At 64.7% G+C, this 19,394-nt stretch carries 19 protein-coding genes and 2 pseudogenes; 5 read left to right on the top strand and 16 right to left on the bottom strand.

The features are described from left to right. Positions 1 to 103: 103 nt before the first annotated feature. Together F9K07_RS14990 and fdhF are read left to right on the top strand one after the other, a co-directional pair. On the top strand, positions 104 to 1,807 hold the full coding sequence (locus F9K07_RS14990) for an NADH-ubiquinone oxidoreductase-F iron-sulfur binding region domain-containing protein (RefSeq protein ID WP_159594195.1): 1,704 nt from the start codon (positions 104 to 106) through the stop codon (positions 1,805 to 1,807). 15 nt (positions 1,808 to 1,822) lie between these two features. After that, positions 1,823 to 4,660, top strand: a complete 2,838-nt coding sequence (gene fdhF, locus F9K07_RS14985) for a formate dehydrogenase subunit alpha (protein WP_159594194.1) — start codon at positions 1,823 to 1,825, stop codon at positions 4,658 to 4,660. Here fdhF and F9K07_RS31870 read toward each other — a convergent pair. Continuing rightward, positions 4,661 to 5,001 (bottom strand): annotated as a pseudogene (locus F9K07_RS31870) (integrase); the annotation flags it as partial. A gap of 270 nt (positions 5,002 to 5,271) precedes the next feature. On the opposite strand from F9K07_RS31870, the gene F9K07_RS14980 reads away from it, so the two are divergent. Beyond that, positions 5,272 to 5,700 carry an Hsp20/alpha crystallin family protein gene (locus F9K07_RS14980; protein WP_159594193.1) on the top strand — a complete coding sequence of 143 codons (429 nt, stop codon included), beginning with the start codon at positions 5,272 to 5,274 and terminating at the stop codon, positions 5,698 to 5,700. Positions 5,701 to 5,752: 52 nt separating this feature from the next. After that, on the top strand, positions 5,753 to 6,178 hold the full coding sequence (locus F9K07_RS14975; protein WP_159594192.1) for a c-type cytochrome: 426 nt from the start codon (positions 5,753 to 5,755) through the stop codon (positions 6,176 to 6,178). Positions 6,179 to 6,431: 253 nt separating this feature from the next. Here F9K07_RS14975 and F9K07_RS14970 read toward each other — a convergent pair whose 3' ends face one another. The 8 genes and pseudogenes from F9K07_RS14970 to F9K07_RS32285 form a co-directional block, all read right to left on the bottom strand. Next, the gene (locus tag F9K07_RS14970; RefSeq protein ID WP_159594191.1) at positions 6,432 to 6,761 is read right to left on the bottom strand and encodes a cupin domain-containing protein; all 330 of its coding nucleotides are present in this window, start codon (positions 6,759 to 6,761) and stop codon (positions 6,432 to 6,434) included. 82 nt (positions 6,762 to 6,843) lie between these two features. Beyond that, positions 6,844 to 7,542, bottom strand: coding sequence for a succinate dehydrogenase iron-sulfur subunit (locus tag F9K07_RS14965; protein ID WP_159594190.1), 699 nt, complete (start codon positions 7,540 to 7,542; stop codon positions 6,844 to 6,846). A 27-nt stretch (positions 7,543 to 7,569) separates the two neighbouring features. Then, positions 7,570 to 7,977 carry a SirB2 family protein gene (locus F9K07_RS14960; protein WP_159594189.1) on the bottom strand — a complete coding sequence of 136 codons (408 nt, stop codon included), beginning with the start codon at positions 7,975 to 7,977 and terminating at the stop codon, positions 7,570 to 7,572. 50 nt (positions 7,978 to 8,027) lie between these two features. Further along, entirely contained in the window at positions 8,028 to 8,483 is a 456-nt protein-coding gene (locus F9K07_RS14955; protein WP_159594188.1) for an RrF2 family transcriptional regulator, read from the bottom strand. A 13-nt stretch (positions 8,484 to 8,496) separates the two neighbouring features. Beyond that, the gene (locus tag F9K07_RS14950; protein WP_159594187.1) at positions 8,497 to 9,744 is read right to left on the bottom strand and encodes an NnrS family protein; all 1,248 of its coding nucleotides are present in this window, start codon (positions 9,742 to 9,744) and stop codon (positions 8,497 to 8,499) included. After that, a complete protein-coding gene (locus F9K07_RS14945) occupies positions 9,737 to 10,138 on the bottom strand; it encodes a group III truncated hemoglobin (RefSeq protein WP_442907329.1) in 402 nt (133 codons plus the stop codon). Before F9K07_RS14945 ends, F9K07_RS14950 begins: the two co-directional genes overlap by 8 nt. Before the next feature lie 138 nt (positions 10,139 to 10,276). Continuing rightward, positions 10,277 to 11,539 (bottom strand): phosphoglycerate dehydrogenase, encoded by a 1,263-nt coding sequence (gene serA, locus F9K07_RS14940; protein WP_159594185.1) that lies wholly within the window; start codon positions 11,537 to 11,539, stop codon positions 10,277 to 10,279. A 166-nt stretch (positions 11,540 to 11,705) separates the two neighbouring features. Further along, positions 11,706 to 11,828: pseudogene (locus F9K07_RS32285) on the bottom strand (hypothetical protein); the annotation flags it as partial. A gap of 157 nt (positions 11,829 to 11,985) precedes the next feature. Here F9K07_RS32285 and fdxA point away from each other — a divergent pair. Continuing rightward, positions 11,986 to 12,315 (top strand): ferredoxin FdxA, encoded by a 330-nt coding sequence (gene fdxA / locus F9K07_RS14935; protein WP_159594184.1) that lies wholly within the window; start codon positions 11,986 to 11,988, stop codon positions 12,313 to 12,315. Positions 12,316 to 12,387: 72 nt separating this feature from the next. Here fdxA and F9K07_RS14930 read toward each other — a convergent pair whose 3' ends face one another. From F9K07_RS14930 to narH, 7 genes are all read right to left on the bottom strand, one after another. Beyond that, entirely contained in the window at positions 12,388 to 12,792 is a 405-nt protein-coding gene (locus tag F9K07_RS14930) for a ribonucleotide reductase subunit alpha (protein WP_159594183.1), read from the bottom strand. After that, complete coding sequence (locus tag F9K07_RS14925) at positions 12,789 to 12,989, bottom strand: hypothetical protein (protein WP_159594182.1); 201 nt, start codon at positions 12,987 to 12,989, stop codon at positions 12,789 to 12,791. The genes F9K07_RS14930 and F9K07_RS14925 overlap by 4 nt, the downstream gene beginning before the upstream one ends. Then, the gene (locus F9K07_RS14920) at positions 12,986 to 15,397 is read right to left on the bottom strand and encodes an adenosylcobalamin-dependent ribonucleoside-diphosphate reductase (RefSeq protein ID WP_159594181.1); all 2,412 of its coding nucleotides are present in this window, start codon (positions 15,395 to 15,397) and stop codon (positions 12,986 to 12,988) included. Before F9K07_RS14920 ends, F9K07_RS14925 begins: the two co-directional genes overlap by 4 nt. A 111-nt stretch (positions 15,398 to 15,508) precedes the next feature. Beyond that, positions 15,509 to 16,366, bottom strand: a complete 858-nt coding sequence (locus F9K07_RS14915) for a peptidylprolyl isomerase (protein ID WP_159594180.1) — start codon at positions 16,364 to 16,366, stop codon at positions 15,509 to 15,511. Between the two features lie 24 nt (positions 16,367 to 16,390). Beyond that, on the bottom strand, positions 16,391 to 17,122 hold the full coding sequence (gene narI / locus F9K07_RS14910) for a respiratory nitrate reductase subunit gamma (RefSeq protein ID WP_159594179.1): 732 nt from the start codon (positions 17,120 to 17,122) through the stop codon (positions 16,391 to 16,393). After that, positions 17,119 to 17,832, bottom strand: a complete 714-nt coding sequence (gene narJ, locus F9K07_RS14905) for a nitrate reductase molybdenum cofactor assembly chaperone (RefSeq protein ID WP_159594178.1) — start codon at positions 17,830 to 17,832, stop codon at positions 17,119 to 17,121. Before narJ ends, narI begins: the two co-directional genes overlap by 4 nt. 1 nt (position 17,833) lies before the next feature. Continuing rightward, entirely contained in the window at positions 17,834 to 19,366 is a 1,533-nt protein-coding gene (gene narH / locus F9K07_RS14900; RefSeq protein WP_159594177.1) for a nitrate reductase subunit beta, read from the bottom strand. Positions 19,367 to 19,394: the final 28 nt, after the last annotated feature.

Raw genomic sequence — 19,394 nt, 5'->3', positions numbered from 1 at the left:
GCGACCATAGCTGATACGGCAACATGGCAACCAGGCGCCGCGGACGACCTTGGCGTCGCGAAATTGTTCTCGCAGCAGGACTGTGAATCCTGGACTACATGATATGAATCCAACGGTCATACCGGTCTCAGTGCTGGAAGTCGAAGTTTCCAAGCAACGCAAGCGCCAGGCGCCAAAGGGCCGCCGCGTTGATGCCGGCGCACTGGAAGATGTGCAGCGGCTGCTGGGCCATGAATCGCGCCAGCGCGACCTGCTGATCGAACACCTGCACAAGATCCAGGACGGCTTCGGCCACCTGTCGGCCGCGCACCTGGCGGCCCTGGCGCAGGAGATGCGCCTTGCGCAGACCGAGGTGTACGAAGTCGCGAGCTTCTACCACCACTTCGATATCGTGAAAGAAGGCGAATCGGCGCCGCCTGCGCTGACCGTGCGCGTCTGCGACGGGCTGTCCTGCAAGATGGCAGGCGCCCAGGATCTGCTGGCGCGGCTGCCCGGGCTGCTAGGCGAGGGAGTGCGGGTGATTGCGACGCCCTGCATCGGCCGCTGCGAGCAGGCGCCGGCGGTGGCCGTCGGACAGAACCCCGTGCCCCACGCGAACTGCGAGACGGTTGTGGCCAAGGTTGCCGATAACGCAACACGTCACCTGCCCGAAGGGTACATCGATTTCGGCGCCTACCTGGCGAAGGGCGGCTACGCGCTGCTGAAAGCGTGCGACTCGGGCGCCCGCGATGTCGAATCGGTCATCAAGACGCTCGAGGATTCGGGCCTGCGTGGGCTCGGAGGCGCCGGGTTCCCCGCGGGGCGAAAATGGCGCATCGTTCGCGTCGAAGCGGCGCCGCGCCTGATGGCCGTCAACATCGACGAGGGCGAACCCGGCACCTTCAAGGACCGGGTGTTGCTGGAACGCGACCCGCACCGCTTTCTGGAAGGGATGCTGATCGCGGCCTGGGCTGTGGGCATCGCTCGCATCTACATTTACCTACGCGACGAATACCACGGCTGCCGCGCCATTCTGGAAGCCGAGCTCGAGAAGCTTCGCTCGCGTCCGCCCCTCGCCGCGATGCCGGAGATCATCCTGCGGCGCGGCGCCGGCGCCTACATCTGCGGCGAAGAGTCCGCGATGATCGAATCGATTGAAGGCAAGCGCGGCATGCCTCGATTGCGCCCGCCCTATGTTGCACAGGTCGGCCTGTTCAAGCGGCCGACGCTGCAGCACAACTTCGAGACACTGTTCTGGGTGCGCGAACTGGTGGAAAAGGGCAGTGCCTGGTTTGCCGGGCAGGGCCGTAACGGCCGCAAGGGCTTGCGCTCCTTCTCGGTGTCGGGCCGCGTGAGGCATCCCGGCGTCAAGCTCGCTCCGGCCGGCATCACCATCCAGCAACTGATCGACGAATACTGCGGTGGCATGCAGGACGGCCACGCGTTTTACGCCTACCTGCCGGGCGGTGCGTCGGGCGGCATCCTGCCGGCGGCGATGAACGACATCCCGCTCGACTTCGACACCTTGCAACCCCATGGCTGCTTCATCGGCTCGGCCGCCGTGATCGTACTGTCGGACCGCGACACCGCGGTCGGTGCGGCGCGCAACCTGATGCGCTTCTTCAAGCACGAGTCGTGCGGGCAGTGCACGCCGTGCCGCAACGGCACGGCCAAGGCTTCCGCGCTGATCGACAAGCCGAACTGGGATGTCGAGCTGCTGGCCGACTTGTCGATCGTGATGCGTGACGCATCCATCTGCGGCCTCGGCCAGGCGGCGCCGAATCCTGTTGATTGCGTGGTCAAGTATTTCCCGCACGAGTTGGCCTAGAGCCAGGACACCGCCATGGACGCGATCACCCAGAACGAAGCGGCCCATCTCGATGCGCCGCTCCTCACCTTCCAGCTCAATGGACGCGACGTGGCGGGCCGGACGACCGAAACCCTTATCGAGATCGCCAAGCGCGAAGGCGTGGAGATCCCGCACCTTTGCTACAAGGAGGGGCTCGGCGCCGTCGGCAACTGCCGCTCGTGCATGGTCGAAATCGACGGCGAGCGCGTGCTGGCCGCCGCCTGCTGCCGGGCTCCCTCCGCCGGCATGAAGGTCACGACCGACAGCGAGCGAGCACTCAAGTCGCAGAAACTGGTGCTGGAGCTGTTGTTGTCGGACATGCCGGAAAAGGCCTATACCCGTCACAACGAAGTCGACGAATGGGCTCGCAAGCTCGGCGTCGGCAAGCCGCGGTTCGAGGCACGCGCGCGGGTTTCTCATGACCTCTCGCACCCCGCCATTGCAGTGAACCTCGACGCGTGCATCCAGTGCACGCGCTGCCTACGCGCCTGCCGAGACGAGCAGGTCAACGACGTCATCGGCCTCGCTTTCCGCGGCGACCGGGCCAAGATCGTGTTCGACATGGACGACACCATGGGCACGTCGACCTGCGTGGCTTGCGGCGAGTGCGTGCAGGCCTGCCCCACCGGGGCACTGATGCCGGCGCGCGAGGTCGCGCTTGCCGTGCCGGACAAGCAAGTGGCCTCGGTGTGCCCGTATTGCGGCGTCGGGTGTCAACTCACCTACAACGTCAAGGACGGCAAGATCCTCTATGTGGAAGGAAGAGATGGCCCGGCCAACCAAGAACGCCTGTGTGTCAAGGGTCGTTACGGGTTCGACTACGCACACCACCCGCACCGGCTCACCCAACCGCTGATCCGGCGTGCCGACGTACCCAAGCGCGGCGACTTCACGATGGACCCCGCGCGGGTGAAGGACGTATTCCGCGAAGCGACGTGGGAGGAGGCGCTCGCGCTGGCCGGTGGCAAGCTCAGGCAGATTCGCGACCTCTACGGCAAGAAGTCGCTCGCCGGCTTCGGCTCTGCCAAGGGCAGCAACGAGGAAGCGTACCTATTCCAGAAATTGGTACGCACCGGTTTCGGCAGCAACAACGTCGACCATTGCACGCGCCTGTGCCACGCCTCGTCGGTGTTTGCCCTGTTGGAGGGCATCGGCTCGGCGGCCGTATCGAATCCGGTGATGGACGTGATGAAGGCCGAGGTGGTGCTTCTCATTGGCGCCAACCCGACTGTGAATCATCCGGTGGCTGCAACGTGGATCAAGAACGCCATCAAGAACGGCACCAAGCTCATTGTCTGCGACCCGCGCCGCTCCGAGCTCGCGCGCATCACCCACCGCTACCTGCAGTTCAAGCCCGATACCGACGTGGCGCTGCTTAACGCGATGATGAACGTCATCGTGACCGAAGGCTTGGTCGACAAGGACTTCATCGCCAGCCGCACCATCGGCTACGACGAGCTGCGCAGGAACGTCGAAGGCTACGGGCCCGATGCCATGGCGCCGATCTGTGGCATCGACGCCGACACGATCCGCGAAGTGGCACGTCTGTTCGCCACGTCGAAGGCATCGATGATTCTGTGGGGCATGGGCCTCTCGCAGCATGTGCATGGCACCGACAATGCGCGCTGCCTGATTGCACTCGCGCTGATGACGGGCCAGATTGGTCGGCCCGGCACCGGGCTGCATCCGCTGCGTGGCCAGAACAATGTCCAAGGCGCGTCCGATGCGGGTCTGATCCCGATGATGTACCCGGACTACCAGCATGTGTCCGACGGCGCGGTGCGCGCGCGTTTCGAACAGGCCTGGAAACTGCCCGCCGGCACGCTCGACGACAAGCCCGGCCTGACCGTGGTCGAGGTCATGCACGCCATCAAGGCGGGCGGCATTCGCGGCATGTACGTGATGGGCGAGAACCCCGCCATGTCGGACCCCGATGCCAATCATGCGCGCGAAGCACTGGCCGCCCTTGATCACCTCGTCGTGCAGGACATCTTTCTCACCGAGACCGCCTACCTCGCCGACGTGATCCTGCCGGCCAGTGCCTTTCCCGAGAAGACCGGGACCTTCACCAACACCGACCGGCTGGTTCAGATGGGGCGTCAGGCGACCGACCCGCCAGGCCAAGCGCGGCAGGACCTGTGGATCATTCAAGAGGTCGCCAAGCGTCTCGGCCTAGACTGGCAGTACAGCCATGTGTCGGAGGTGTTCGAGGAGATGCGCCACACGATGCCCAGCATCGGCGGCATTACGTGGGACCGCCTCGAGCGCGAGCATGCCGTCACGTACCCCTGCGTCAACGAAGGCGATCCCGGAGTTCCGGTCGTCTTCACCGACGACTTTCCGCGTGAGAGTGGCCGTGCGCGCTTCGTGCCGGCAGACATCATCCCGGCCGACGAACGCCCCGATGCCGAATACCCGACGGTGTTGATCACGGGGCGTCAACTCGAGCACTGGCACACGGGCAGCATGACGCGTCGCGCGACCGCACTGGATGCTCTCGAGCCCGATCCGGTCGCGCTGGTGCATCCGCTGGATCTCGCAGCGATGGGCGGACGCCCGGGCGACCTTGTGACGATCGTGTCGCGTCGCGGCCAAGTGGTGCTGTACGCGCGGGCCGACGACAGTTCGCCGCGCGGTGCCGTGTTCGTGCCGTTCTGTTACTACGAGGCGGCGATCAACCGGCTGACGAACGCGGCGCTCGATCCGTTCGCAAAGATCCCCGAGTTCAAGTACTGTGCGATCCGCATTTCCTTGGGCGGTGAGGCGCCAATTCAGGGCAGCTACGGCGGTGGCCAGGCGCTGAGCACGTTGCTGGATCCACCCTGCCGCTGACACGGCGGCGGCCGACAGCGTGCCGCCCAGGTGGCCGCCCTTGAGCACCCGGCGGAAGAGGGCGCCCTCGTGGATCCCGCAGGTCAGTAGCCAATCCTCCAGTGCAGCACCTGCTGGCCCAAGCACCGGCTTGTGGTTTTAGGGCCGGTCGACACCACTCTGGTTCGTTTTCGAGAAGACCCTTGGTCAGTGCTTCTTTCTTCTTGGGCATCTCACCCCGCTTGGTGTAGGCCTTGCGCGTGCGCGAAAGCAATTCACGCACCTTGGGGTCCTGACACGGGTTTTTCACGTCGCGCATCTGGTGGGCTTTTGGACAGCACCGCCAGACCGTGCACGAGCGTTCTGTTGAGCCTGCTCAATGCACACCAGGGCCCGCCCTCCGAAAGGACGGCGGGCCATCTCTTTTCAGAGCCGCGATGACCATTGAAATGAACGGTGTGGCGTCAACGCTGGCGAGCGGGCCCGACGCGACCTTTGTGGCTTTTTCTGCCTTTGTTGCGTGTGCTCAATCGGCCTTCCGCTGCGCTGTCGCAATATGCCTGTGCACCGGAGTTCCGTCGTGCGACGGACCTCACAGACGAACCTGTTCACTGTCACCAAGGAGCACCACCATGAACGAACTTCGTGCGATTGACCCTTTTGCCATCGATCCCTTCGACGATGCGTTTCGCTCGCTATTGCGACCATGGCGGGTAGACATGCCCGACGCGGTTCCGCGCATCAAGATCGACCTCTCCGAGCACAACGGCAGTTACACCGTCAAGGCCGAGATCCCCGGCGTGCAGAAGGATGACATCGACGTGCGTGTCGACGGCAACCAGGTCACCATCAGCGCTGAGGTGAAGTCGGACAAGGAAGAGAAGGGCAACGGTGACCGGGTGCTTCGCCGTGAACGCCAGGAGGGCTACGCCAGCCGCAGCTTCACCCTGGCTTGTCCCGTGGACGAGGGCAAGGTCCAGGCCAGCTACAAGAACGGCATCCTGGCCCTGACGCTTCCGAAGAAGACCGACGTTTCCAGCAAGCGCATTGCGATCCAGTGACGGCATGGACACACCCGTCGAACGGACAACCAACGCAACCAGGAGAACATTCATGAAGCCTATCCCGAGAGCACTTCTCACACTCGCCATCGTTTCCTGCTGGGGCACTGCGTTGGCGCAGCCCGCCGTCTTCGATCCCGGCAAGCAGGAATTCGCCGACAACTGTGCCAGTTGCCATGGCGTTGGAGGCAAAGGCAACGGACCGATAGTGGACCTCCTGCGCAAGAGCCCGCCAGACCTCACGCAGCTGGCGAAGAAAAACCAGGGGGTGCTGCCGATCAATCGCCTGTACGCCGTCATCGATGGTGCGGACGTGCCCAGCCACGGTTCCCGAGATATGCCGGTCTGGGGCCGTGAGTACAGAATCGAAGACGCCCAGCAGATGCGGGAAGCCCGCGGACACTACGACTCGGCCGGGCTGGTGCGCGCCCGTATCCTGGTGCTTCTCGAGTACATCAGCCGCATCCAGGCACCTTGAATCACTCAACGGCGGCGCTTCGCGTCCTGGCGCACTCGCAGACGGGTCGATGGATTTTCTCCGGCGCGCTGGCATGCGATGCAAAGACCGGCTGGACGCAGCGCAACATCCGCGTTTGTCTTTGTTTATATATACATAATATACATCGTGGAATGTTTAAAGATCACCTTACGGTGTTGCGTGGCTTTCCTTCCGGACCGCTCACGGTCCCGCTTGCTGCGTCGCATCACCAGCCGCCTTTAAACCGGCGTGGTCATGCACCCAGTACGACGGTGACCAGCACGCAGGCATCCTCCAGCGCGAGCAGGCTGTGTGGCTCTCCACCGCGCAGGTAGAGCAGTTGCCCCGCCTGCAGCTTCTGCAAATGCCCCGGCGTCTCAAACTCGATAGCGCCCTGCAAACATTGCACCGTGATCTCGCCCGCCACCGAATGCAACGGCAAGGAGCTGCCCAGGGGCAACACCAGGCGCATGACCTCCAACTGATCGGTTTTGAACAAGGCGCTGGATTGGCTGCTCAGTGCATCACCGCCAACATGTTGCAGGTTGGCGATCTCGCCCGGCTGAAGATGATGCAGTGCCATGGGGTTTCCTGGTTGAGACGGGTGGTAGACGCGTGACACGGATGGGTGCGCGAGGCAAGCTTGAACGGTGCTGCCAGAAACGTCAAAGGCTTCGCCGAACCATCATTTCCTTGATCTTGCTGATGGCTCCCACGGGCCGCAAGCCCTTCGGACACACGTCCACGCAGTTCAGAATGGAGCGGCATCGGAACAGGCGATACGGGTCGTTCAGGTTGTCGAGCCGCTCGGCGGTGGCCGTGTCGCGGCTGTCCACGAGAAAGCGATAGGCCTGCAGCAAGCCGGCCGGCCCGACGTATTTGTCCGGATTCCACCAGAAGCTCGGACATGCCGACGTGCAGCAGGCGCACAGGATGCATTCGTACAGGCCGTTGAGTTCGTCGCGCTGTTCGGGCGACTGCAAGCGTTCGCGCTCGGGGGCCGGCGCCGGGTTGACGAGATAGGGCTTGATCGAGTGGTATTGCTTGAAAAAGGCGGTCATGTCCACGATCAGATCGCGTATGACTGGCAGCCCGGGCAGCGGCTTGAGCACCACCTGGCGTGGCAGTGTGTTCATGTTGGTGATGCAGGCCAGGCCGTTCTTGCCGTTGATGTTCATGGCGTCCGAGCCGCAAATGCCCTCGCGGCAAGAGCGGCGAAAGCTCAGACTCGGGTCCATGGCCTTCAGGCGCATCAGCACATCGAGCAACATGCGGTCGCCCCGGTTGACTTCGATCTCCAGCGTCTGCATGCGGGGCATGACATCGAGATCCGGGTCGTAGCGGTAGATGCGGAAAACGTGCATATGGGCTTCCTTCGGGACGCACCGCCGTCACAAGCCCATCATGCGCAACATGCCCATCGGGTCGTGCGTGCGGGCAATGGCCGCCATCACCGCGAAACAACACAAGGCCAAAACGAATGCCAGCGCCTTGCCGGTACGGGTCGACGCCCGTCTGAGCGCGAGTGTCCCGAACACGATGTAGGCCACCAGCAGTGTGAGCTTGACCAGCAGCCACGGCGTGGCAAAGGGATTGATCCGCAGTATCCACAGCAACAGCAATGCCGCGCCCAACAAGGCGGTGTCGATAACCTGGCTCAAACGGCGCACCCATGGCGCCATGGGTGCGGTCGCACTCAGCAGCACGCCCAGGCCCCGCCCCGCGAACAGACCGCCACTGAGCAACGCCAGCCCCACGTGGGTCGCCTTTATGAAGGGATATAAGTCGGCCAGCACCATGCATCACCCTTGCAAACAATGCATGGTCTTCGCCAACAGCACACAGATGCTCAAACCGACCTCCTCCGCTCAATGCGGATGCGGCGCCCTTTTGCGAGTTGAAGACCCCCTCCCGGCAGCAGGTCGGCCAACGTGAAACCGTCCAGGTGCGCCATGAAGCTCTGCAAGGCGCCGCCGAGCACGTCGGCGAGCCGGCACTGGCCTGTCAACGTGCACTGGCCCCCAGTGGCGAAGCACTCCACCAGCGCGAAGTCCGGCTCGATGCTGCGCACCACGGCGCCGAGGTTGATGGTCTGGGGGGAATGCGCCAGGCGCATCCCGCCTCCCTTGCCACGCACGGTCTCGATCCAGCCCTGCAGGCCGAGTTGGTGCGTGACTTTCATCAGATGTGCCTCGGAGATGCCGTAAGCCTGTGCGACCTCCGAGATCGTGCACAGACGCTCCGGCTGCTGCGCCACGTACATCAACAGGCGCAGCGCATAGTCGGTCATCGTGGTCAGCCGCATCGATGGACTCCGATCATCGGGATGTGCGCGATGGCGTGGAAATCTTCACCGCCTTGAGCACCGACGTCGCTTTCTGGTCAAGGCCTGGGCGAATCATCATCGGGAAAAAACGCCAACCATACAACCCAAACGCCAGCACCCAGGCACCGGCCGAGGCGTGCAACGCGATCATCGCCCAGCTGGTCGGCAACAAGGCCAGCAGGCGGAGCGCGGCGGCGGCGATCACCAGCACATAGCACCACACGATGAGGCTACCGGCACGCAGCGGTCGTCCCAGATGCCCCAGCGCCGTGCGCGTCACCATCCCGATGATGAGCACCGAAAATCCGGCCACGCCGATCACATGCACTGGCCATGCGGCGCGCAACAGCCATCCCGACGCATGCGCAGCCGCCACCAGCAGGCCCATACCGAGCGCGGCGTAACCGACATAGAGAATCCAGAGCAAAGGCACGCGCCGCACCGCCCACGGTTTCCAGGCCAGCACCTGGACCAGTGCGATCACGCCGGCTGCGGCCAGGAAAGTGGCCATGGCCGACATCCACCCCAACAGCCCGAAGGCGATGGCCAGGCCACTCGCGCCGAGTTGCCAATGGCCGCTGCGGGTATGCATGGGAATCGTCAACCCCGGCACCGCCCGCATGGCGAAAAACGGAATCACCCGACGTGCCACCAGCAGTGCAACCACGGCCATGCACAGCAGTCCCGCGTTGAAGCGCTGCATCAGAAGCACGTAGTCACCCTGCCACGCGGCGAGCAGGAACAAGGCGTCGGCCACGCCCAGCGCCAGCACGAGCAAGGGCACACCGTAATTGCGCTGGTTCAAAGCACCGTAGATGGCGCGACCCAGCGCTGCGGCCGCCCAGGCAAAGAACAGAAGCTCGCAAGCCGCGGCCAGCCAGAAGGAGGCCGCGCCGGGAACGAGGTAGCCCACGCGCGCCAGCACCCACAGCAGACCCAAGGCACCCAGTGCGCGGCCCTTGAGCAGATTCATTCCCGTCCAGTTGTTGCCCGCCGTGAGCAGGAAACCAACGGCAATGGTGGCGATGAAGCCCCAGAGCATCTCGTGCGCATGCCAGATCACGCCGGCAAGCTGTCCACGCAGCAGACTTGGCGCGAAAAGCCAAAGCGCTACCGCGACAGCAGCCCAGAAGCAGCCTGCTAGGTACAGAGGCCGGAAGCCCATCTCGAGAAATGCAGACCACTGCGGGACAAGCGCCCTCGCCTGCCCCGGCTCGTCGATTCGCATCAACTCAGTCATGTGACAGCGCGGTCGGGATGGCATCTGGATCGCGGTTCATCTGGTAGCCCATCCACAGGCTTTGCGCGATGCGTTCGGCCATCGCGCAAGCCTGCTCGCCCATGGCGCGATTGGGCTGTGCTGCGGCGGTCTCCCGGAACAATGCCAACCAGCGCTGGAACAGTTCGGCGGTCAGACCTGGAAGAACGGCGTGCTTGGGCATGGGCGCGCCGGCAAAACGCCCGGTACGGCGCAGGATGGACGACCAGAAGTCCACCAGCTTCGCCAGATGGTGCTCCCATTCGTCTACGTGCGCGTCGAAGATGGGGCCGAGGACCTCGTCCTGCCGCACCCGTGCGTAGAACGCGTGGACCAGGTTGGAAACGTCATCCTCGGAACACAGTTCGGTGACCATCAATTCGGACTCCTTGGCTTGCCGATCGCAAGGCCTTATAAGATGTATATTCTATGCATCTTAAAGGACCACGACCAGCCATGAAGAGAATGGATTGATCCACATCAACTCCGAGGAAATGCCATGGTCCCGTGGGTCTCAGAACAGGACACGGCTGCGCAGCGTTCCGGGCACCTCGGTCAGCTGGGTCAATGCCAATTCCGAGTGGGTGGCATCGATGTCCATCACCACGTAACCCACGTCCTCGCGCGTCTGAAGATATTGCGCGGCAATGTTGATCTGGTGATCCGAAAAAATGCCGTTGATGCGAGAGAGCATGCCGGGCACATTGCGATGGATGTGCAGCAGTCGGTGCTTGCCGGGGTGTGCCGGCAAGGCCACTTCGGGAAAGTTGACCGCTGAGGTGGTGGTGCCGTTGTCGCTGTATTTGACGAGTTTCTCCGCCACCTCGACGCCGATGTTCTCCTGGGCTTCCAGCGTTGAGCCTCCGATGTGGGGCGTGAGGATCACACTGTCCAGGCCGCGCAAAGGCGACTCGAAGTTGTCGTGGTTGCTGTGGGGCTCTTGCGGGAAGACGTCGATAGCGGCGCCCAGCAACGCCTTGCATTGCAGCGCGCTAGCCAGCGCTTCAAGCCTCACCACGCTGCCGCGCGACGCATTGATCAGCACCGCATTGGGCTTCATGAGCGCGAGCTGTGGCGCGTCGATCATCCATTGGGTGTCGGCCGTTTCCGGCACATGAAGGCTCACCACATCAGCGGTGGTCAGCAACTCGGCCAAGCTGGTCAGCGGCCGCGAATTGCCCATGGGCAGCTTGGTGGCGATATCAAAAAACACCACCTTCATGCCCAGCGCTTCGGCGAGCACGGACAGCTGCGTGCCGATGGCCCCATAGCCCACAATGCCCAAGGTCTTGCCGCGAATTTCGTACGCGTTGCTGGCCGATTTCAACCAGCCGCCTCGATGGGCCACGGCGTTCTTTTCGGGAATGCCGCGCATCAACAGAATGGCTTCGGCAAGCACCAGTTCTGCAACGGATCGGGTGTTGGAGAACGGTGCGTTGAACACGGCAATGCCGCGTTCGCGCGCCGCGCTCAGATCCACCTGGTTGGTGCCGATGCAGAAGCAGCCCACCGCCGTCAACCGGTTGGCATGGGCCAACACCTCGGCGCTGAGTTGGGTGCGGGAGCGGATACCCACGAAATGGACATCCGCGATCCTGGCCTTGAGTTCGTCGTCAGCCAGTGCACCGGGCAGGCTCTCGATCTGAGAGTAGCCGGCCGCCTTCAGCACCGCAATGGCCGAGGGGTGAATGCCCTCCAGCAACAGAAAGCGGATCTTGCTCTTGTCGATCGATGTCTTGGGTCCGGCAGTCGAGGCTGCTGTGAAAGTGTTGGTCATGGTTGTGCAAATATAGAGGAGGCGATGGCGCCAGGTGATTCGCTGTATGCGTCTCCCATTCAATGAAAGGGCATTGTTCCGTTCCTGAACTGGCCAGACAGCGCCACCTCTTCCTGATGCAACGAGAGTGCCTGCCGGATCGCCTGGCGCTGACAGTCCTCGACGAGCTCACGGCTTTCAACGCCGCGAGACTGATTACATGCTCCAGCTCACGCACGTTGCCCGGCCAGCTGTAGCGACGCAGCGCGTCCTCCGCTTCGCCCTGGGCAACGCTTGAGCGATGTGCGCGTTTGAGGTCTCATGCTCCGGTGCACCCGCACCAGAGCGGCATCACCCATTCGATTTTTTACGCCAAGGAGAAAAACCATGAGAGTGAGAAACACCACTGCCCTTTTTTTGGACGCACTGCGCGCCGGCCCCGTGTTGGCCGCGACGTGCCACATCCCATGACTTTTGTCGTCACAGAATCCTGCATCCGTTGCAAGTACACGGATTGTGTCGATGTATGCCCGGTCGACGCTTTTCGCGAAGGCCCCAACATGTTGGTGATCGACCCGGACGACTGCATCGATTGCGCGGTCTGCGTGCCGGAATGCCCTGTGGATGCCATCTATGCGGAAGAAGACACGCCGCCAATGCAGCGCGATTTCCTGGACATCAACGCCCGCCTCGCCCGCTCGTGGCCGACCATCTCGCGCACCAAGCCCGCGCTGCCCGACGCCGACACCTGGGCGGCGGTCTCAGACAAGCGTCTCATGATCGATGAAGGTTTGTGAAGCCGCGCCTTGCCGGTTTGGGCGCCACAAAGACTTGCCAGAGATATCCATTGTGGAGGCCCTCTCAGCCTCTCAGCCCAGCACAACAGCCTGCCCCTGCGGATTAAACGGGATGAAGGCCTGCAACTGGCCTCGGCGGATGGCCTCCACCATATCCTGCAGCGCCTGCTCAGCCTCAGCGCTGCTGGGCGAGCGGCTTGGCGAGCCCGAGAGCGCGGCGGCGAACACCATGCCCCAGGGCTGGCCGTAGGCCTGGGCCTCGCGCGCCAGCTGCTCGAACGATTCGAGTTCGTCCAGCGCCTTGTCCACGCACATCCGCGGCACCAGCGCCCCGCCCTCGCCTTGCTCGAATTCGAGCCGCTGGATTTCTGTGGCGTCGTCGGGCAGCTCGATGTCGGCAAAAACGAACAGCAGGCGCTGCGGCAGGGGCTGCCGGCGCGCGGCGCGCAGCAGGTCGTCGAAGTTTTCGATGTTCATGGGGTCTCCAGGTTGGCCGGCGCGGGCGACAGCAGGCGCTTGGGTAGAACGGTCTGTCGCGTCTGGATCAGGTCGGCCACCATGCGCGCGTATTCGCGCTCGACCGCATCGACCTTGCTGGCACTGCGTTCGTACAAGACCATCGGCTGTGGGCTTGCATGGGCCAGCGATGCCGGAATGTGCTGGGCCGTGCTCATCCGCATGTCCCGAGATGGCCGCACTGCGTGCAGTAGTCACAGCCGTCCTTGCGGATCATCGCGTGCGCGCCACACTCGCTGCATTTGCGGCCCGGCATCGCGCCCGGCGTGGGCGCCACTGCCACCGGCGGGGGCAGGCTTGCGGGCGTGACCCCGTTGCGCTGCGCGATCAGGATCTGAACCGCATAGGCAATGGCGGCCACCACCGAGTCGTGCCACATCGGCACGCTCGTGCCATCGGCCTTTTCGTGCGTGCCCAGACGCACCGGACCTCGGTCCCACACCACCTTGCGCATGTCGCTCAGCGCGCGATCGAGGAAGCCACCGCGCGCGGCCAGCGACAGCAGGCGCATGCTGGAGGTGACCCACTGTTGCGACTCGCCGCTCTGCCCCACCGGCATGAAGAACTCGATCGCCCGTTCAACCATGCCCGAGCCGTCGGCCGCCGGCACCGGCAGGAAGGAGACGACCAGATACAGCGTCTGCTGGCCCTCCTGCGTCCAGTACTCGATCTTGTCGGCGACCGCCGCCAACGCGCCCTTGGGCCGGCTCTCGATCACCGTGCGCATCGGGTCCACGTTGGCCACGCTCGCCGTCGTTTCAGGCGTAGCGCTGGTGTCGAGCACCGAACCGAGGATGGCGTTGGGCCGGTAGGTGGCCAGGCCCTTGAGCTGTGCGTGCCAGGCCTGTCTGTACAAGTCTTTGAAATCGTCGTACGGGCAGTCGGCCGGCACGTTCACGGTTTTTGAGATTGCCGTGTCCACGAAGGGCTGCACGGCTTCCATCATGGCCAGGTGGTCGGACGCCGGCATGGACAGGGCGCTCACGAAGTACTCGGGCAACTGGCCCGTGTCGCCGCCGAGCTCGCGGTAGAGCCGCCACGCATGGTCTTCCACCGCGTAGTCGGTGGTGCTGCCGTCGGCCTCGCGCTTCTTGCGCCGGTACATCCAGGAAAACGGCGGCTCGATGCCATTGGACGCGTTGTCGGCGAAGGCCAGGCTGACGGTGCCGGTCGGCGCGATCGACAGCAGGTGGCTGTTGCGGATGCCGTAGGTGCGGATCGCCTTGCGAAGCGCCTCGGGCAGGCGGCTGGCAAAGGTGCCCTCGGCCAGGTAGCCGTCGGCGTCGAATTTGGGGAACGCGCCCTTCTCCTGCGCCAGCGCCACGGAGGCCGCGTAAGCCGCGTCGCGCATGCGCTCGGCGATCTGCGCGGCCAGGGCGCGCCCCTCGGCGCGATCGTAGCGCACGCACAGCATGGCCAACGCATTGCCCATGCCGGTAAAACCCACGCCGACGCGCCGCTTGGCCGCGGCTTCCTCGCGCTGCTGCGGCAGCGGCCAGTAGGTCACGTCGAGCACGTTGTCCAGCGCGCGCACCTGCAGCGCCACCACCCGCTCGAAGGCCTCGAAGTCGAACGTGGGCAAGCCACCGAAGCCGAAGGGGTGGCGCACGAAGCGCGGCAGGATCACTGGCCCGAGGTCGCAGCAGCCGTAGGGGGGGAGCGGCTGTTCGCCGCAGGGATTCGTCGCCTCAATGGTCTCGCAGTAGCGCAGGTTGTTGTCTTGCTGGATATGGTCGAGGAACAGGATGCCGGGCTCGGCGAAGTCGTAGGTGGAGCGCATGACCGTGTCCCACAGTTCACACGCGGGCAGGCTGCGGTAGACCCACAGGCCGTCGGCGCGCTGGTGGGCGCCCTGGGCCAGCAGCGCGGGACCGGGGCGCGCGCGGTGCACCAGCGCCCAGGGCTGGTCGTCGGCCAGCGCGCGCATGAAGTCGTCGCTCACGCCGACTGACACGTTGAAGTTGTTCCAGCGCCCCGGCGTGCGCTTGGCGGTGATGAACTCGATCACGTCGGGGTGGTCGATGCGCAGCACGCCCATCTGCGCGCCGCGCCGCGCCCCAGCGCTCTCCACGGTGGCGCAGGACTGGTCGAACACGTTGATGTAGCTGCACGGGCCCGAGGCCAGCGAGGCGGTGGCCTTGACCTCGGCGCCGCGCGGACGGATGCGCGAGAAGTCGTAGCCCACGCCGCCGCCACGCCGCATGGTCTCGGCGGCCTCGCGCAGGGCCTCGTAGATGCCAGGGTAGCCGCCTTCGTCCACGCCCTGGATGCAGTCGCCCACGGGCTGCACGAAGCAGTTGATCAGCGTGGCCTGGATCGCTGTGCCGGCCGCGCTCATGATGCGGCCGGCACCGATGGCGCCGGCCTGCAGGTTGTCGAAGAAGCGCTGTTCCCACAGAGCGCGGTCGGCCTCGGGCTCCACCGAGGCCAGGGCACGCGCCACCCGGCGGAAGATGCCTTGTTCGCTGGTCTCACCGTCCTTGAGGTATTTTTCCTGGAGCACGTCCAGGGTGATGGGCTGCTGGCCGATGGCGATGGTGGCGTTCTTGGGCGCGTCGCGTTTCATGTTCGAGGTTTCCTTCCGATCATTTGCTCCCCCGCGCCGAGCGGCGTGCCTTGTGATGGCGCCGCAGACGCTACAGCAGGTCGTCCGGTGGTGCGCTGGCGACAGGTGGCGTCATTGCACCAGGGGCGTGTCTGCTCCCTCCAGTTGTACACCTTCCACTTGTGCCTGACCCACCAGCAACTGCATGTACTGGCGAAGCGCCGTGGCCTGCGACTGCAGCGTCAGGCGTGCGGCAATCTGTGCCTGCAACTCGGAGAATTCGGGCAGGCGGCCTGGGTCGCGCTCCAGCACTTCGACGATGTGCAAGCCGAAGCGGCTGTGCACCAGACGCGGGTGCAGGCCGACGGTCTGGATGGCGTCGTTCTGCAGGAAAAGGGCCTTGGCCAGTTCGGGCGCGCAGTCCTGCGGTGTGATCCAGCCGAGGTCACCGCCCTGGGCGCTGGATGGGCAATTGGAGAGTTCGCTCGCGAGCTGCGCAAAACGATCGGAGGGCCCCCCCTGGCGCGAGAGCTCCAGCAGCGCCGCCTCGGCGCGCTGGGCCAGCGCATTCACCGGCACGCCCGGCGTGACCGCGAACAGAATGTGCCGAACGTGCAGCGCCTGGCCCACGACGAAGCGCGGCTTGTGGGCCTCGTAGTGGCGCCGGCATTCTTCGGCGCCCGGCTCGGGCGAGTGCACTTCGGCTTCGAGCAGGGCCTCGATCGCGCTGCGCGTGCCGGCGTCGGGCTCGGGTGCGCTCACGCCGGTGAAGCGCGGCAGCAGGCCGGCGCTCACCGCCTGCTGGCGCAACAGTTCGGTGCAGGCGCGCTCGCGCAGGGTCTGCGCGTCCAGCACCTCGCCGGCTTTGTGCAGTTGGATGCCGTTGACGCTGGCGATCTCGGCCGGGGCCGCAGCGGCCGCAGGGCTTTTGCAAGCGCAGGCGCTGCTGCCGCAACCGGTGGAGGGCGATGTGGAAAGGTCCTGGCTCATGGGGGCTCCCGTGGGTGAGGTGGATCAGCGGGGCTTGGAAGGGTGGGCAGGGTTGGTCGGATTGGCCGGCACGCCCAGGCGGCGGCTGCGCACCACCTGGTAAGGCCGCACCAGGTAGGCCACGCTGGCGAAGCCGCTCCACACATGGACCAGCCGCGAGAACGGGAACAGCAGGAAGATCGTCATGCCCAGGACCAGGTGCACCTTGTAGGGCCAGTCCATGTTGACCAGGGCCGAGGCATCGGGGCGGAAGGTGACGATGCGCTGCGCCCATTCGGCCAGCACCAGCATGGCGCTGCCGTCGGCGTGCGCATACGAGTACGGCAGCGTGATCAGGCCCAGCGTGAGCTGCACCCACAGGATGACCAGGATGGCGAGGTCGGTGCGGTGGCTGGTCAGGCGGATGCGCGGGTCGAAGATGCGCCGGTGCAGCAACAGTGAGAGGCCGACGAAGCAGATCACACCGGCGGTGCCGCCCGCATAGATGGCCAGCCGCTGCTTGACCGCGGCATCCAGGAAGCCTTCGTAGAAAAAATGCGGCGTGAGCAGGCCCACGGCGTGCCCGAAGAACAGGAACAGGATGCCGACATGGAACAGGTTGCTGCCCCACCGCAACTGGCCCCGGCGCAGCAACTGCGAGGAATCGCTTTTCCAGGTGTACTGGTCGCGGTCGAAGCGGGCCAGGCTGCCCATGAGGAAAACCGCCAGGCAGATGTAGGGATAGACGCCGAAGAGGAAGTGGTGCAGTGAGGTCATGCCTGTGCTCCTGTTGGGGGGGATGGGTGGCGACCGGTGGCCGCCTTCACGATGCGGATGGGTTGCGGCTGGCCGGGCCGCGCCTGACCTTCGGTGGAGCAGCCCCCGAACACCGCGGGCTCGGCCCAGCTCTCATCCACACCGGGATCGGGGGCCACGGGCACGGGCTCGGCCTTCTCACCCGCGATCTCCAGCACGGCGGCCAGCACGCTGGCGTAGGGGCTCTGGCGCTTCTTCAGAGCGCTGAAAATCACGCGCACGATGTGTGCGCTCTCGCCAAGGAACTCGCGCGCCACCGCAGCAGGCTGGGTAGAGGCGAACTCCAGCAGCACGCTCAGGTGGTCGGGCAGCTCTGCCGGTCCGAGGTAGAGCCCGGCCTTCTCGTAGGTCTGGATCAGGTCGATCATGGCCGGCCCCCGGTCGCGCGAGTCGCCCAGCACGTGCTCGAACAGGTGCAGCGCGGTGCTGCGACCGCGGTCGAACAGCTCGACGTAGTCGGCCTCGACCTCCAGCGCGGGCTGCTGGCTCAGGTGCGCCAGCAGCGCATCGAGCTCGACCAGCCGCGCGGCCGGCAACGCGGCCTCCGCATGCAGCGCGTCGCGCAGTTCAGCGGCGTGGGCGCGCAGGTCGGCGGTGGGGTAGCGCAGCAGGTGGGCAAGCACACGCAGTGTGTGAACGGCGGGTTTCGGGGGGGTGGAAAACAGGCCCATGTCAGACCCCCGCCTTGATGGGTATCGTTCGCTTTTTCTCGCTGCCGAACAGGCTGGTTTCCGTCTGCCCTTCCGAGCAGCCGTTGCCGAAGCTGAAGCCGCAGCCGCCCTTGATGTTGAAGGTGTTCTCGGCGTATTCGCGGTGCGTGGTGGGAATCACGAAGCGGTCTTCGTAGTTGGCGATCGCCATGGTCTGGTACATGTCCTCGACCTCGCGCACGCTCAAGCTCACTTGTTCAAGCACGTCCTGGTTGATCACGCCGTCCACATGCTTGGCGCGCTGGTAGCTGCGCATGGCCAGCATGCGTTCGAGCGCGCGCACCACCGGCGCGGTGTCGCCCGCCGTCAGCAGGTTGGCGAGGTACTTCACCGGAATGCGCAACTGGCTCACGTCCGGAATCTCGCCGTTGTCGCCCAGGTACCCGGCGTTGGCCGCGGCGGTGATGGGAGAGAGCGGCGGCACGTACCAGACCATGGGCAGCGTGCGGTATTCGGGGTGCAGCGGCAGCGCCACTTTCCAGTCCACCGCCATCTTGTAGACGGGGCTATGGCGCGCGGCCTCCAGCCAGTTGTCGGGGATGCCATCGGCGCGCGCCTGCGCGATCACCGCTGGGTCGTGCGGGTCCAGGAACAGGTCGATCTGCGCCTTGTAGAGATCGGTCTCGTTGGGCACGCTGGCGGCTTCCTGGATGCGGTCGGCGTCGTACAGCAGCACGCCGAGGTAGCGGATGCGGCCCACGCAGGTCTCGCTGCACACGGTGGGCTGGCCGGCCTCGATGCGTGGGTAGCAGAAGATGCACTTCTCGGCCTTGCCGCTCTTCCAGTTGTAGTAGATCTTCTTGTAGGGGCATCCGCTCACGCACATGCGCCAGCCACGGCACTTGTCCTGGTCGATCAGCACGATGCCGTCTTCCTCGCGTTTGTAGATGGAGCCCGAGGGGCAGCTCGCCACGCAGGCCGGGTTGAGGCAGTGTTCGCACAGGCGCGGCAGGTACATCATGAAGGTGTTCTCGAACTCCCCCACCATGGCCTTCTGCGCGGCTTCGAAGCCGTTGAAGTTGCTGTCTTTGCTGCGCTTGGCGAACTCGCCGCCCAGGATCTCCTCCCAGTTCGGTCCCCACTCGATCTTCTCCATGCGCTTGCCGGTGATCAGGCTGCGCGGGCGCGCGGTGGGCGCGTGCTTCATCTCGGGTGCTGACTGCAGGTGGTCGTAGTCGAAGGTGAAGGGTTCGTAGTAGTCGTCGATCTCCGGCAGGTGCGGGTTCGCAAAGATCTTCATCAACAGCTGCCATTTGCCACCCTGTTTGGGCACGATGGAGCCGTCGGCACGGCGGATCCAGCCGCCCTGCCACTTCTCCTGGTTCTCCCACTCCTTCGGGTAGCCGATGCCGGGCTTGGTTTCGACGTTGTTGAACCAGGCGTATTCCACACCGGGGCGGTTGGTCCAGACGTTCTTGCAGGTGACCGAACAGGTGTGGCAACCGATGCACTTGTCCAGGTTGAGCACCATGCCGATTTGTGCGCGTATTTTCATGATTCAGGCTCCTTCGATTCGGCGGGTG

The organism is Hydrogenophaga sp. BPS33 (genome assembly GCF_009859475.1).
GTDB lineage: Bacteria > Pseudomonadota > Gammaproteobacteria > Burkholderiales > Burkholderiaceae_C > Hydrogenophaga.
The sequence above is the reverse complement of the archived record's forward strand: the minus strand, read 5'-3'. Positions and strand labels throughout refer to the sequence as shown.